Here is a 14,637-nt window from a genome sequence, read left to right on the forward strand (position 1 = left end):
CAAAGAAGCGTAAGAGCCGCAATTAGCAGACAATTCACCTATCTCTGTCTGAGTGGGTTCAGCTAAAGTATTAGCCACGCAGAGAGTCTGATTTCTTCACAACAATGGCTGTGATGTCAGAAAATTCAAAGGATTTTTGTATGATGAAAAAATGGTTAGTGGCCTGTTGTTTGATGTCGGGAATAACATCAACCCTGGTATGGGCTGACGCTGCCAGTGATTTGCAAGGTCGGCTTAGTAAAGTAAATAGTTTTCATGCCAGTTTCAGCCAGACGGTAACGAGTGCTGATGGTGCGGCAGTACAGGAAGGCGAAGGCGAATTGTGGCTGAAACGGCCTAACTTATTTAACTGGCAAACCACCTCGCCGGACGAGAGCGTATTGGTGTCCGACGGAAAAACGCTTTGGTTTTACAACCCATTTGTTGAGCAGGTTACGGCTACCTGGTTAAAAGATGCGACAGGCAATACGCCGTTTATGCTGATTACCCGCAATGACGCCAGTGACTGGCGTCAATACAACGTGATCCAAAAAGGCGACGACTTTGAGCTGACGCCAAAGTCCGCCAATGGCAATCTCAAACAATTTGCGATCAGCGTAACCACTAGCGGCACCATTAAAAAATTCACGGCGACCGAGCAGGATGGGCAGCGTAGTATCTATGTGCTGAAGAATCAGCAAAACAGTGCGGTTGATTCAGCGAAATTTACTTTTACTCCACCGAAAGGTGTGGCGTTGGACGATCAGCGTCAGTGAGGTCAGGGTGAGTAATCTGTCACTTGATTTTTCCCGCAATGAGTTTCAGCCACTGGCTGCACGTATGCGGCCGGCAACGTTGGCGCAGTATATTGGTCAACAGCACCTGCTGGGCGCAGGCAAGCCTTTACCGCGAGCGATTGAGGCCGGGCAGCTCCATTCCATGATCCTTTGGGGGCCGCCAGGGACAGGGAAAACTACGCTGGCGGAATTAATCGGCCATTGTGGACACGCGGACGTTGAGCGGATTTCGGCTGTCACGTCGGGAATAAAAGAAATTCGCGAAGCGATCGAACGGGCGAGACAAAACCGTCAAGCCGGGCGTCGAACGATTTTATTTGTTGATGAAGTCCACCGCTTCAATAAAAGCCAACAGGATGCGTTTTTACCGCACATTGAAGATGGAACGATCACCTTCATCGGCGCGACTACTGAAAATCCTTCTTTCGAACTCAACTCAGCATTGTTATCCCGCGCTCGTGTGTATTTGCTAAAAGCGCTAACTGCGGAAGATATTGAGCAAGTGCTGCAACAGGCGATGAATGACAGTCAGCGGGGATACGGCGGGCAAAATGTCGTATTGCCTGATGATACCCGGCGGATGCTGGCCGAGTTAGTCAATGGAGATGCCCGCAGGGCGCTGAATAGTCTGGAAATGATGGCAGACATGGCTGAGGTCGATGCGCAGGGCATTCGTACTTTAACGCCAGCCCTGCTTAAGGAAGTCTCCGGCGAACGCAGCGCCCGTTTTGATAACAAAGGCGATCGTTATTATGACCTGATCTCAGCGCTGCATAAGTCGGTGAGAGGTTCAGCGCCAGATGCGGCGTTGTATTGGTATGCGCGGATCATTACTGCGGGAGGCGATCCGCTCTACGTTGCCCGCCGTTTGCTGGCTATTGCGTCTGAGGATGTCGGTAATGCCGACCCTCGGGGGATGCAGGTTGCTATCGCTGCCTGGGACTGCTTTACCCGTGTTGGTCCGGCGGAAGGTGAGCGCGCTATTGCACAGGCGATTGTTTATCTGGCCTGTGCAGCGAAAAGTAACGCGGTTTACACTGCATTTCAGGCCGCTATGCATGATGCACGAGAAAAACCGGATTATGATGTCCCTGAGCATCTGCGCAATGCCCCAACCCGCCTGATGAAAGAAATGGGTCTGGGAGCGGAATATCGTTATGCCCATAATGAACCCAACGCATATGCGGCAGGAGAGAACTATTTCCCACCCGAAATGGCATCTACGCAGTATTATACACCGTCGTCGCGTGGCCTTGAGGGTAAAATTGGCGAAAAGCTCGCCTGGCTAGCTGCCCAGGATCAAAATAGCCCGACAAAACGCTACCGCTGAACTAAGCGTTGCGGTAAGGTTAACGGGATAATTTCTGGCACACGGCAGCGCAAGATGTGCTGTGTACGACAATATTTCATTTGATAATCATAAGCATAGGATTAGCATGATCGATCCCAATTTGCTGCGTAATGAGCTAGACGCAGTAGCCGAAAAACTACAGGCTCGTAGAGGTTTTAAACTGGATGTTGACACCCTTCGCAAGCAGGAAGAACGTCGTAAAGTTTTACAGGTAGAAACTGAAAATCTACAGGCAGAACGTAATTCCCGATCGAAAGAGATTGGCGCTGCAAAATCCCGTGGTGAAGATATCGAGCCATTGCGCCGCGAAGTGAACGTGTTGGGCGAGAAACTGGATGCTACTAAAGCAGAACTGGACCAACTGCAAAATGAAATCCGCGATTTAGCGTTGGCTATCCCCAATTTGCCGGATGACTCCGTTCCTTTGGGTAAAGACGAGCGAGATAATAAAGAAGTTAGCCGTTGGGGAGAACCCCGCAAGTTTGATTTCCCAGTACGTGACCATGTGGAGCTTGGTGAGATGGTCGACGGCGTTGATTTCGCCGCCGGTGCAAAATTAGCTGGCGCACGTTTTGTTGTGATGAAAGGGTCGATTGCCCGTCTGCATCGTGCACTCTCTCAGTTTATGCTGGATCTGCATACCGAGCAGCACGGCTATCAGGAAGCGTATGTTCCTTATCTGGTCAACCATGCGACCCTCTATGGTACCGGTCAGCTCCCTAAATTTGGCGAAGATCTGTTTCATACCAAACCGTTAAGCGAAGAGGCGGATGCCAGCAACTACGCCTTGATCCCTACAGCAGAGGTTCCGCTGACTAATCTGGTGCGTGATGAAATTCTGGAAGAAGCGTCGCTACCGCTGAAAATGACGGCTCATACGCCATGTTTCCGCTCGGAAGCGGGTTCCTATGGCCGTGATACCCGTGGTTTGATCCGGATGCATCAGTTTGACAAAGTCGAACTGGTACAGATTGTTCGCCCGGAAGAGTCGATGCAGGCGCTGGAGGAATTAACCACCCATGCTGAAACCGTATTGCAATTGCTGAAACTGCCGTACCGTAAGGTTCTGTTGTGCACCGGGGACATGGGATTTGGTTCCAGCAAAACCTATGACCTGGAAGTGTGGTTACCTGCTCAGGATACCTATCGTGAGATTTCTTCCTGTTCCAACATGTGGGATTTTCAGGCCAGACGTATGCAAACCCGTTGCCGCAGCAAGACGGATAAGAAAACCCGTCTGGTTCATACCTTGAATGGCTCAGGATTGGCAGTAGGTCGCACGCTGGTGGCGGTGTTGGAGAACTATCAGCAGGCCGATGGCCGGGTTGCCATTCCCGAAGTTTTGCGACCTTATATGGGCGGACTGGAATTTATTGGTTGATTGGTTTTGTTTGTTTCATAAAAAAGCGCCGGATGGCGCTTTTTTAATTCTGTGACACGGCAATATTTTTTAATCAAAAAAACATTTTTTACAACTCAATATGTTGGCTTTGGTGATATTCCGCCACTAAATTTATTTAAAATCATGGTGATAGACATTATCCCATCCAGCTATTTACACATTTGATTTTTTGATTGATTAATTATTTAAATCAACGGAAAGATAAGTGTATTTATCCCGTTCTGGCTGGATTGACTTTTAAATACGCGGTGGCATGATGCGCTCACTCTTTTTTCGGTTGTCTGGTTATCCATTTCACTATGCCTGCATACACTCGCCCAGTGCTCTTACTGCTCTGCGGCCTTTTGCTGCTGACGGTCTGTATTGCCGTGCTGAATACTTTGGTGCCACTTTGGCTTAATTATCAGCAGCTTCCTGTCTGGCAGGTCGGACTTGTAGGATCGTCTTATTTCACCGGGAATCTGGCCGGGACATTATTTGCCGGCAGGTTAATCAGGCTTTATGGATTTAATCGCGGTTATTACTGCGCCGCAGTGTTATTTGGAATAGCAACCATTGGGCTGGGAATTTCTGTTGATTTCTGGAGTTGGTTATTCTGGCGTTTTTTGGCGGGGATGGGTTGCGCATTAATTTGGGTTGTTGTGGAAAGTGCGTTGCTTTGCAGTGGTACACCCTCCCAGAGGGGGCAGCTTTTAGCCTCATACATGATGGCATATTATCTTGGCAGCGTAATTGGTCAGTTATCGCTTGGTGTTTTGCCAACGGCGTTATTGAGTATTTTACCCTGGGTTGCGGCGCTGGTTATTCTGTCAATATTGCCGTTACTGTTTACCCCTATTCCTGTGCCAATAGGGCAGGAGCAAAACATCAATGTATGGCGGATGCTTAAATATCGTAGCGCCCGTTTAGGCGTTCACGGTTGTGTTATTTCCGGTGTTATTCTGGGTTCGCTGTACGGGTTAATGCCGCTTTATCTTTCCCATCAGGGAATGAGTGATGCGCGAGTAGGATACTGGATGGCGCTGCTGATTAGTGCGGGTATTGTCGGTCAGTGGCCGGTAGGGCGAATGGCCGACCGGTATGGTCGCCTGCTGGTACTGCGGGTGCTGGTTTTTGCGGTTATTGTCGGCTGTCTTGCCATGTTGAGTATCAGCAATTATGCCTTGGCTCCCGCATTGTTTGTGTTGGGATGTGCAGGCTTTACGCTTTATCCCGTCGCCATGTCATGGGCATGTGAAAAGGTTCGTCCCGATGAATTAGTCGCCATGAACCAGGCGCTGTTGCTGAGTTACACGCTGGGTAGCCTATGTGGGCCTGGTCTGGCGGCGGTATTGATGCAAACGTATTCAGATCGGTTGTTATTTGTGCTGATTGCCGTGGTTTCATTGTGTTATCTGGCTATCTTGTTGAAGAAGGCCGATCATCATCCGACGCCGTTAGCGGCGGCCTGAATCTATGACTGTACGCTGGCAAGTGAACTCTGGCCAGCGTCGACCATATTGTTCCACAATGCCTCTGCAACAGGACTTAGCCGCTGTTTGGCATTTCTGATTAGATAAAAAATACTGGTCAGCTTGAGTTCTTGAGGAGCGATAGCGGCAAGTTTTCCCTTTTCTATCCATGGGGCTGTGTAATGGTCAGGAAGAAAGCCAATATGTGTGCCAGCCAACAGAAGCAATAAACTTCCTTCAAGATGCCAGGCGGTTTGATGAAATCCCTGTTTTGCAACTGGCCCCAACTGTTTGCATATTTCATTGAAAGCGTGTCCTCCAATCAGTAACCTTCGCGGATTAAGTTTTCCAGTTCTCCATTCTTGTTCAATTTTTTTAGCATCTTCTGCTGTTGAGTAGAAAAAACTATGTTCTATAAAAACAGGCTGATAATAGATATCTGCAGGGATATCGTCGGGTAATGCACTGAGAACGATATCAATATTGTTATTTTTTAAACGCTCCATCAGGGGAATGTACTCTGTGATCTCAAGTTCTACATTGACTTCTGGACTTTGGTTATAAAGTTTGGAGATCGCTTCTGACACCACGTTGTTAGGATGGGTAGCTATGTTATCCAAACATCCCAATCTTACTGTACCAATGAGCTGATGCTTAATTCTCGCTAATCGATTGGCAAAATCATCCAGTGTGGCTATAACGGACTTTGCTTCCTGATAGACAACTTCACCTTCGGTTGTCAGGGCGAAACCACCCCGGCCCCGTTCACAGAGTACCAGACCCAGTGTGTCTTCAAGCCGCGAAAGGTAGTGACTGAGCACGGGTTGGCTTAACCCTGTCGCGGTCTGGGCGTTGGTAATTCCTTGTTTTTCTACTATTTTACAGAACAGTTTTAACCAACGAATCTCCAGTTTATCTAAGCGCATAGCCGTCCCTTTGAATACATAACATATTTAAATGTTAACATCATAATATATCCGTATTAATCAATATAATTCCCATTTATCTTATATGCACGTCACATACTAATGTGAGTTCCACAAGAAAACGTGGTTTTATGCGTCACACCGGGGTTCCTCTCATAAAAAATGGCACGGCCAATTATTTGGTCGTGCCATTTTTCTATACGGCATCACCTAACCGCTATAAAATATAACAAAGGCAAGGTAATTATTAGCTGGTTATTTAATGGAGGACATATGTCCCAAGGGGATGTTGTATCGGTAGATGAACCTGAGGCGCGGCAAATCTATGACTATGAATATGAACCCGTACCGCCCGAGGCCCGCAAACGCTGGTATGTTATTGCCCTGATATGGCTGGCGATTGGTATTGATATTTCAGGTTTATTTCTCGGCGCTTTTTTAAGTTCCGGCTTGCCTTTCACACAGGCGGTCAGTGCTACGCTTATTGGTTCAGCTCTGTTGGGAATACTGGCGGCATTATGTGCTAACGTCGGATATGGCTGCGGGCTGTCCACCACATTACTCAGCATTTCTGTATTTGGCCGTCTCGGCGGTAAATTGATTGGTATTTTCTCCGCGATTTCCCTGATTGGATGGTTTGCGTTTCAGCTCGATTTCTTCGGCGTTATGCTGCAAAAAGCATTAATGCACTATCAATTAGATCCCGGTCGCTTACCCATACTTTTATTCGGTATGGTGTTAATGACGTTTACCGCTATTTGGGGAGTCAGGGCGCTGGGAAAGTTAAGCATATTCAGTGTGCCGCTTATGCTGATATTAATTGTCACGGGCATTGTGCTGGCTGCCACAAGTCATTCTCCTCCACCCTTGATGGTAATTAAATCACCTATCAGTTTAGGCTCGGCCATCTCCTATGTTGTCTCTATCTGGATTGTTGCTGCGGTGATGTCCCCGGATATTGCCCGTTATGCTAAAACCCAGAAAGATGCAATATTGGGAGCAGGGATAGGTTTTTTTCTGGGGAACAGCTCAACAATACTTGTTGCGTTAGTATTGACCAAAATGGTTGGCAGTAATGATCTTGTTGAGGTTTTTTTCAGTATAGGACTAGGACTATCGGCTATTTTTGTGTTGATCTTTGCACAATGGACAACGAACAGTTCTAATCTCATTTCTGCATCTTTAGGGCTATCAGTCGTTATCAGAATACTATCACGCCCCGTTTTGGTCATATCTATGGCTGTAGTGGGCTTGATACTGTCCTTTAATGGCATGATTAATAACTTTGCCACCTTTTTATCACTCCTCGGTGTGCTTATTTCACCTATAGCTGGTGTTTATCTTGTCGAATATTACTTTTTTGACCTTCCCAGTTTGAAACAAGCACTATCTCAATCTTCAGCTCTTAATATCCCAGCAGCTATAGCTTGGATGTGTGGTGGTGTAGTGAGTTTATTATCATCTCCCGATTTTTTAGGCGTATTGACCATCAGCACTATTCCCGCTTTAGACGGGGCTTTGATCAGTATGGCGGCTTATATCTTCTTATATAAATTTATATCACATCAGAGAAGCTAACGTATCGTTGGCAACTGTGGGTAATAGCCATAACAACTAGGTAAATTATGCTCCGTTATGTTGATGATGAAAAGATTGATGATATTTCTCTGGGCGCGGCTATTCTCGGTACAGGTGGTGGCGGTGATCCACATATCGGTTCTTTAATAGCAAAACATGCACTGCGGGAAGGTATGCCAGTTCCTATATTAAATTTGGATGATGTAAAAGATGATGATCTTTTCATTCCATGTAGCACAGTAGGTGCGCCAACCGTTGCTGTCGAAAAAATTATCTCTCCGCGCCAGATTGTATTGGCATTTGAAACGATGGAGCAAGTGTTAGCGCGGTCTGCTGCCGGAACATTTTCAATTGAGGTCGGGGGTATTAACTCCCTAATACCTTTCATCATTGCAGCAAAAAAAGGATTACCCGTTATTGACTGTGATGCAATGGGGCGAGCTTTTCCAGAAGCACAGATGGTAACGTTTTTCCTGGATGGTTTACCCTCGGCCCCCAATACGCTGGCCGATGAGAAAGGGAATTCAGTGATCCTTAACCCTATAGACGGTATATGGTCTGAACGCCTGGCGAGAGCGATTACTGAACAAATGGGGGCTGCCTGTGCCATGTGCGACTACTCGTTAAATGGCAGGCAGCTTAAGCAAAGCGCGCTTAAGGGAACCCTGACGCTAGCTGAAAATATTGGAAATACCCTACGGCTGGCTCATCAATCGGGAAGTAACGCGGTTCAATCCTTACTTTCAGTATTAAATGCGCACATCATTGCATCTGGCAAAATTATTGATGTTGACCGGCGTACCACCGGAGGTTTCGCCAGGGGAAAAGTGGTTCTTGGCGGTACGGGGCATTCGAAAGGCGAGATGTTTACCGTGCTTTTTCAGAATGAGCTTTTGCTGGCTTATCGCTCCTCTGAGGCTGCGATGCCGACTCAGGATAATCTGCTGGCTGTTGTGCCTGATTTGATTTCAATACTAGACAGTGAAACAGGGCACCCCATCATTACTGAGCAACTGCGCTATGGCCAGCGTGTAGAGGTCATTGCCTATCCGTGTAATGAAAAGTGGCGAACGACTAAAGGACTTGAGGTTGTCGGACCGGGCTATTTTGGGTATCCGGTACAGTATGTGCCGATAGAGCAGCTTGCGAACCGCTGAGGTCTTATGTCCGGGAAAAATGATTACCGCCTCGGCATTGATGTCGGCGGCACCAACACTGATGCCGCTATTTTGGATACCGATCTTCGGTGTATCGCCACGGCAAAGTGTCCCACCAGTGATGATATTTATAGCGGTATTAGACAGGCTATCTCACAGGTAGTTGAACTGTCTGGTATTCAACCGCAAGAAATTCGTTATGCCATGCTGGGTACTACGCAATGCACCAATGCGATTGTAGAGCGAAAAGGGTTGAATCGGGTGGGGCTTTTAAGACTGAGTTTACCCAGCAGTGATGGCATTCCTCCTCTATTTGACTGGAGCGATGAATGGCGCCAAACTCTCGGCCCACATTTTTATCAGCTTCATGGTGGTTATGAGTTTGACGGCAAGGAAATTCATGCCGTTATGTTTGATGAGGTCATGGCTGCGTGTGAAAAAATGCGTGGGAATGTTGATAGCGTAGCCATTTGTGGGGTGTTCTCACCGGTGAATAGTGCGCAGGAACAACGGGTTGCTGACTGGATTAGCGACGCCTTACCTGATGTTTCCCTGTCGCTGTCATATCGAATAGGGAATATTGGCCTGTTGGAAAGAGAAAATGCCACTATTCTCAACGCCGCGCTACAGCGCACCGCACATCGCTTTGTCGATGGTTTTATACAAGCGTTATCACACCAAGGCATTAAAGCTACCCCCTTTTTCGGACAAAATGATGGGACACTGATGTCTGAAAATACGGTCAAACAGTATCCCATCCTGACGATGGCCTGTGGCCCGACCAACTCTATTCGCGGAGCTTGCCATTTGTCGGGGCTCGACAATGCATTAATCATCGATGTTGGCGGTACGACGACGGATATCGGAGTGTTGGTAAATGGCTTTCCGCGAGAATCGGCAATTGCAGTAGAAGTGGGGGACATTCGCACTAACTTCAGAATGCCGGATATCGTCTCTATTGGTATCGGCGGCGGCACCTGTGTGCGGCGGGATCCGGTTGGAAACATCACCCTGGGGCCTGATAGCGTTGGCTATCGTCTTTTACAAAAAGGTCTGAGCTTTGGCGGCAACACACTAACCTTAAGCGATGTGATGTTACAGTTAGATGCGAGCCGGTGGCCTTCGGATCTTACGCAGACATTACCTGAGCTGGACCCGGTATTTTGCTGGCAAACGTACCAGAAAATGATTCAGCAGGTTGAGGAGGCGATAGATCGCATGAAATCGTCCGTCGACAGTGTTCCGGCCATATTAGTCGGCGGCGGAAGTATATTGTTGCCTGACACGCTCTCCGGTATCAGTACGGTGATCCGCCCGCAGCACTTTGATGCGGCTAATGCAGTTGGTGTTGCTTTAGGGCTGGTAGGAGCCCAGACCGATAAGGTAGTCAAAATGTCTGAACACGATCGCGACCGTATAAGGCTCGATTTGCAGCAGCAGACCATTGCGCTGGCGGAGCAGACGGGGGCGCTTGTGGGCAGCGTTGTGATCATTGACTATCAGGAGATCCCGCTGGCCTATTTGCCGGGAAATGCGGTTCAGGTGAAGATTAAAGCGGCAGGCCTGCTGGCATAACGGCTGCCCATCAGTCATGTGAGACTGATGGGCGGTTTGGTCTTCGGTGCGTGAATTAATACATCACTTTATGACCGTATCCTTCAAGAATGGATTTTACGCGATCCATTGACTCCGCTTTGGGTGGTTTCACACCATCTAGCTGGTACTCCTCACCCATTGCTATCCACTTGTGCTTACCGAGTTCATGGTAGGGAAGCAATTCGATTTTTTCGATGTTCGACATGTCCTTAGTGAACTCACCAAGCATATGCGCAGATTTATCATCATCTGACCAGCCGGGGACGACAACATAGCGTATCCAGGTACGTTGGTTACGTTTTGCCAGATAGCGGGCAAAATCGAGTGTCCGATGATTAGAAACGCCCACCAGATTCTGGTGTACATCATCATTCATCTGCTTCAGATCAAGCATCACTAAATCGCTGACATCCAGAAGTTCATCAATTACCGGATCATAACGACGTACAAACCCGTTGGTATCCAGACAAGTATTGATGCCTTCCTCACGGCAGGCGCGGAACCAGTCACGTACAAATTCAGCCTGTAGAATAGCTTCCCCGCCGGAGGCTGTAACACCGCCGCCTGACGCGTTCATAAAATGGCGATAAGTTACTACCTCTTTCATTAACTCTTCTACCGTAATTTCCTTACCGGCGTGAGTGTCCCAGGTATCCCGATTGTGACAGTACAGGCAGCGCATCAGACAGCCTTGAAAGAAAACGATAAAGCGAATTCCAGGGCCATCGACAGTACCGCAGGATTCGAAAGAGTGGATGCGACCGATTACTGACATTGCGAGGTGTTCTCCAGGTTTGACCGACCAATAGCGGTCTTTGTGGGCGCAGTCATTAGAAAATAGGCGGGATAGCTGTCAACGAGGGGAGGACAGCGCACACCACCCGGTTGATGCTGCGTCGAATCTATTTTGCCAGCCATCCACAACATTGCCGCGATATAGCGGGCTGGCAAAACAGATTTAGTACGATGTTAATACCGCGGTTTAACCCTATATGGAGTGAGAAAAAGGCCCCACTTACGTGGAGCCTTTATTTTACGCCTTTTCAGACAGTCAGGGAAATTAGATCGACTGCGTGAAAGTACGGGTAATTACATCCTGCTGTTGTTCTTTGGTCAGCGAGTTGAAACGCACTGCATAGCCGGATACGCGGATGGTCAATTGCGGATATTTTTCCGGATTTTCCATAGCGTCAAGCAGCATTTCACGGTTCATCACGTTGACGTTCAGATGCTGACCGCCTTCAATGCTGGCCGCTTCATGGTGGAAGTAACCGTCCATCAGACCCGCAAGGTTAGCTTTACGAACATCATCATCTTTACCCAACGCATTCGGAACGATGGAGAAAGTATAAGAAATACCGTCTTTAGCATAGGCGAACGGCAGTTTCGCCACTGACGTCAGAGAGGCAACCGCACCTTTCTGGTCGCGTCCATGCATTGGGTTGGCGCCCGGTCCGAACGGCGCACCGGCACGGCGTCCATCTGGCGTATTACCGGTTTTCTTACCATATACCACGTTAGAGGTGATGGTCAGAACAGACTGAGTCGGTGTTGCGCCACGGTAGGTGGTCAGTTTCTGAATTTTCTTCATGAAACGTTCAACCAGATCGCAGGCCAGTTCGTCGACACGTGCGTCGTTGTTACCAAACTGCGGATATTCGCCTTCAATGTCAAAGTCGACAGCCAGGCCCTCTTCGTCACGGATTGGTTTGACTTTGGCGTATTTGATGGCGGACAGGGAGTCGGCGGCAACAGACAGACCCGCGATACCACAGGCCATCGTCCGGTACACATCACGATCGTGCAGCGCCATCAGTGAGGCTTCATAGCTGTACTTGTCGTGCATGTAGTGAATGATGTTCAGTGCGGTGACATACTGTTTTGCCAGCCAGTCCATGAAGTGATCCATCCGTTCCATCACTTCGTCGAAGTCCAGAACGTCGCCTTTGATCGGCGCAGATTTCGGACCAACCTGCATTTTCATTTTTTCGTCCACGCCGCCGTTGATGGCATACAGCATGGTTTTTGCCAGGTTTGCACGGGCGCCGAAGAACTGCATTTGCTTGCCAACAATCATCGGACTTACGCAACAGGCAATGGCGTAGTCATCGTTGTTGAAGTCAGGACGCATCAGATCATCGTTCTCATATTGCAGAGAAGAGGTATCGATGGAGACTTTTGCCGCGTATTTTTTGAAGTTCAGCGGCAACCTTTCAGACCACAGAATGGTCATGTTCGGCTCTGGTGACGGCCCCATGGTATATAGGGTATTCAGGAAACGGAAACTGTTTTTGGTAACCAGCGTCCGTCCGTCAAGCCCCATACCTGCCAGAGATTCTGTTGCCCAGATCGGGTCGCCGGAGAACAGTTCATCGTATTCAGGCGTACGCAGGAAGCGAACCATACGCAGTTTCATCACCAGATGGTCAATCAGTTCCTGAGCGTCTTCTTCGGTAAGTTTGCCGGCTTTAAGATCGCGCTCGAAGTAGACATCCAGGAAGGTGGATACACGGCCAAAGGACATGGCGGCGCCGTTCTGAGACTTCACCGCAGCCAGATAGCCGAAGTATGTCCACTGTACCGCTTCCTGCGCATTGGTGGCCGGACCGGAGATATCACAACCATATTTGGCTGCCATTTCTTTGATTTGGCTTAGAGCATGATGCTGATCGGCAATTTCTTCACGCAGACGGATGGTGGCTTCCAGCTCTTCGCCATTTTCCAGTTTGGATTGCAGTGAAGTGAACTGGGCAAATTTGTCTTTCATCAGGTAATCAATACCGTACAGCGCGACGCGACGGTAGTCACCGATGATACGGCCACGGCCATAGGCATCAGGCAGACCGGTCAATACCCCTGATTTACGACAGCGCAAAATGTCAGGCGTATAAACGTCGAAGACGCCCTGATTATGCGTTTTACGGTATTCAGTAAAGATCTTTTTCAACTGTGGATCCAGTTCACGGCCATAAACTTTACATGAACCTTCAACCATTTTGATGCCGCCGAACGGAATCAGAGCGCGTTTTAGCGGCGCTTCTGTTTGCAGACCGACGATTTTTTCCAGGCTTTTATTGATATAGCCAGCATCGTGAGAAGTGATGGTCGCCGCAACGTGGGTATCAAAATCAACAGGGGCATGAGTGCGGTTTTCCTGTTTGATACCTTCCATCACGCTGTCCCACAGCGCTGAGGTCGCATGAGTCGCGCCGGCCAGAAAAGATTCGTCACCTTCATACGGCGTGTAGTTTTTCTGAATGAAGTCACGAACGTTGACTTCATTCTGCCATTCACCTTTGCTAAAGCCTTGCCATGCGGTGGCCAATTTTTCATTCAGCTCGGTCATTTTACACCTACCTTTGATATGGATTTTTTAAAACCCGACGTTGCGGCTGATTGCACCCTAGTGCTTGTCTCCGCCGCGCAAATAAATTACCCAATATGTTAAACCTACCAGTAAGCCACCACCAATGATGTTCCCTATCGTGACAGGAATCAGGTTGTCGGTGATGAAATGGCTAACGGTTAAATGTTCAAACTGAGAGGGCGCCATTCCTATTGCCTGCCAGAATTCTGGCTCGGCGAAATTTTTGATTACGATCCCCATTGGAATCATAAACATATTGGCGATACTGTGTTCAAACCCACAGGCGACAAACATGGCGACCGGTAAAATCATCGCAAACATCTTGTCTGTCAGGGTACGACCGGAATAGCTCATCCACACGGCCAGGCACACCATCAGATTTGCCAGAATCCCCAGGCACAGAGCTTCCACAAACGTGTGCTCAAGTTTGTGTTCAGCGGTTTGCAGAACGTTGAGTCCCCATGCGCCATTGGCGACCATGTGTTCGCTGGAAAACCAGATCAGCGCAACAAAGAAAAGTGCGCCAAATAAGTTTCCGATATAGACATTAACCCAGTTAAAGGCTAATTGCTTCCAGGTAATACGTCCACTGGCCTTGGCAATGACAGTCAGTACGGTGGAAGTAAATAAATCCGCGCCACAAACGACGACCAGCATTAACCCCAGGGAGAAACAGATACCACCGATAAGTTTGGCGATACCAAAAGGTATCGTCGACGTACCGGTCGTGGATGTAATATAAAAAACAAACGCAATCGAGATAAAAACGCCCGCAGTGATCGCTAAATAAAACGTGGTCCACGGTTGCTTTGTTGCTTTATAGACACCGGCATCTTCGGCGACTTTCGCCATCGCGGCCGGTAACAGTAGAGTAAAGGGGTTGTCAGCTTTCACACTAACTCTCTCTTAAAATTTATCAGCGTTGAGATACTAGCAAAGCAGTATAAAGCAAAATTTGACATGGATCATATTGCGCAAAATTAGCACCTGTATACATGAACGAAAAAGGCCATATTTGCATATTATCTTATTG

At 48.2% G+C, this 14,637-nt stretch carries 11 protein-coding genes; 7 read left to right on the top strand and 4 right to left on the bottom strand.

Features of this window, described 5'->3' with window-relative positions:
- The first annotated feature begins 143 nt into the window (after positions 1-143).
- The 4 genes from lolA to BIY29_RS03785 all read left to right on the top strand — a co-directional run bounded on the left by lolA (position 144) and on the right by BIY29_RS03785 (position 4,980).
- The gene (gene lolA / locus BIY29_RS03770) at positions 144-755 is read left to right on the top strand and encodes an outer membrane lipoprotein periplasmic chaperone LolA (RefSeq protein ID WP_121573829.1); all 612 of its coding nucleotides are present in this window, start codon (positions 144-146) and stop codon (positions 753-755) included.
- A gap of 7 nt (positions 756-762) precedes the next feature.
- Positions 763-2,106: a replication-associated recombination protein A gene (locus BIY29_RS03775; protein WP_121573809.1), complete on the top strand. Its 1,344-nt coding sequence runs from the start codon at positions 763-765 to the stop codon at positions 2,104-2,106.
- Positions 2,107-2,212: 106 nt separating this feature from the next.
- A complete protein-coding gene (gene serS, locus BIY29_RS03780; protein ID WP_121573810.1) occupies positions 2,213-3,508 on the top strand; it encodes a serine--tRNA ligase in 1,296 nt (431 codons plus the stop codon).
- 320 nt (positions 3,509-3,828) lie between these two features.
- On the top strand, positions 3,829-4,980 hold the full coding sequence (locus BIY29_RS03785) for an MFS transporter (protein WP_121573811.1): 1,152 nt from the start codon (positions 3,829-3,831) through the stop codon (positions 4,978-4,980).
- Between the two features lie 2 nt (positions 4,981-4,982).
- Here the strand turns inward: BIY29_RS03785 and BIY29_RS03790 are convergent, their stop codons facing one another.
- Positions 4,983-5,906 (bottom strand): LysR family transcriptional regulator, encoded by a 924-nt coding sequence (locus BIY29_RS03790; protein ID WP_121573812.1) that lies wholly within the window; start codon positions 5,904-5,906, stop codon positions 4,983-4,985.
- Positions 5,907-6,179: 273 nt separating this feature from the next.
- Between BIY29_RS03790 and BIY29_RS03795 the strand changes: the two genes are divergently transcribed.
- Genes BIY29_RS03795 through BIY29_RS03805 form a run of 3 tightly spaced genes read left to right on the top strand, consistent with a single transcriptional unit; the run spans position 6,180 to position 10,216 of the window.
- On the top strand, positions 6,180-7,484 hold the full coding sequence (locus BIY29_RS03795) for a cytosine permease (protein WP_121573813.1): 1,305 nt from the start codon (positions 6,180-6,182) through the stop codon (positions 7,482-7,484).
- A gap of 47 nt (positions 7,485-7,531) precedes the next feature.
- Entirely contained in the window at positions 7,532-8,641 is a 1,110-nt protein-coding gene (locus BIY29_RS03800; RefSeq protein WP_121573814.1) for a DUF917 domain-containing protein, read from the top strand.
- A 6-nt stretch (positions 8,642-8,647) separates the two neighbouring features.
- The gene (locus tag BIY29_RS03805) at positions 8,648-10,216 is read left to right on the top strand and encodes a hydantoinase/oxoprolinase N-terminal domain-containing protein (RefSeq protein ID WP_121573815.1); all 1,569 of its coding nucleotides are present in this window, start codon (positions 8,648-8,650) and stop codon (positions 10,214-10,216) included.
- A gap of 55 nt (positions 10,217-10,271) precedes the next feature.
- Here the strand turns inward: BIY29_RS03805 and pflA are convergent, their stop codons facing one another.
- The 3 genes from pflA to focA all read right to left on the bottom strand — a co-directional run bounded on the left by pflA (position 10,272) and on the right by focA (position 14,498).
- Positions 10,272-11,012 carry a pyruvate formate lyase 1-activating protein gene (pflA, locus tag BIY29_RS03810; protein WP_121573816.1) on the bottom strand — a complete coding sequence of 247 codons (741 nt, stop codon included), beginning with the start codon at positions 11,010-11,012 and terminating at the stop codon, positions 10,272-10,274.
- 285 nt (positions 11,013-11,297) lie between these two features.
- The gene (pflB, locus tag BIY29_RS03815; protein ID WP_121573817.1) at positions 11,298-13,583 is read right to left on the bottom strand and encodes a formate C-acetyltransferase; all 2,286 of its coding nucleotides are present in this window, start codon (positions 13,581-13,583) and stop codon (positions 11,298-11,300) included.
- 57 nt (positions 13,584-13,640) lie between these two features.
- Positions 13,641-14,498 carry a formate transporter FocA gene (gene focA / locus BIY29_RS03820; RefSeq protein ID WP_121573818.1) on the bottom strand — a complete coding sequence of 286 codons (858 nt, stop codon included), beginning with the start codon at positions 14,496-14,498 and terminating at the stop codon, positions 13,641-13,643.
- Positions 14,499-14,637: the final 139 nt, after the last annotated feature.

Origin of the sequence: Brenneria alni, from assembly GCF_003666245.1 — a bacterium.
GTDB lineage: Bacteria > Pseudomonadota > Gammaproteobacteria > Enterobacterales > Enterobacteriaceae > Brenneria > Brenneria alni.

What these genes read in the sequence shown, in the direction of transcription:
- lolA (WP_121573829.1), top strand. Translation starts at nt 144, where the DNA reads ATGAAAAAATGGTTAGTGGCCTGTTGTTTGATGTCGGGAATAACATCA.
- serS (WP_121573810.1), top strand. Translation starts at nt 2,213, where the DNA reads ATGATCGATCCCAATTTGCTGCGTAATGAGCTAGACGCAGTAGCCGAA.
- BIY29_RS03785 (WP_121573811.1), top strand. Translation starts at nt 3,829, where the DNA reads ATGCCTGCATACACTCGCCCAGTGCTCTTACTGCTCTGCGGCCTTTTG.
- BIY29_RS03790 (WP_121573812.1), bottom strand. Translation starts at nt 5,906, where the DNA reads ATGCGCTTAGATAAACTGGAGATTCGTTGGTTAAAACTGTTCTGTAAA.
- BIY29_RS03795 (WP_121573813.1), top strand. Translation starts at nt 6,180, where the DNA reads ATGTCCCAAGGGGATGTTGTATCGGTAGATGAACCTGAGGCGCGGCAA.
- BIY29_RS03800 (WP_121573814.1), top strand. Translation starts at nt 7,532, where the DNA reads ATGCTCCGTTATGTTGATGATGAAAAGATTGATGATATTTCTCTGGGC.
- BIY29_RS03805 (WP_121573815.1), top strand. Translation starts at nt 8,648, where the DNA reads ATGTCCGGGAAAAATGATTACCGCCTCGGCATTGATGTCGGCGGCACC.
- pflA (WP_121573816.1), bottom strand. Translation starts at nt 11,012, where the DNA reads ATGTCAGTAATCGGTCGCATCCACTCTTTCGAATCCTGCGGTACTGTC.
- pflB (WP_121573817.1), bottom strand. Translation starts at nt 13,583, where the DNA reads ATGACCGAGCTGAATGAAAAATTGGCCACCGCATGGCAAGGCTTTAGC.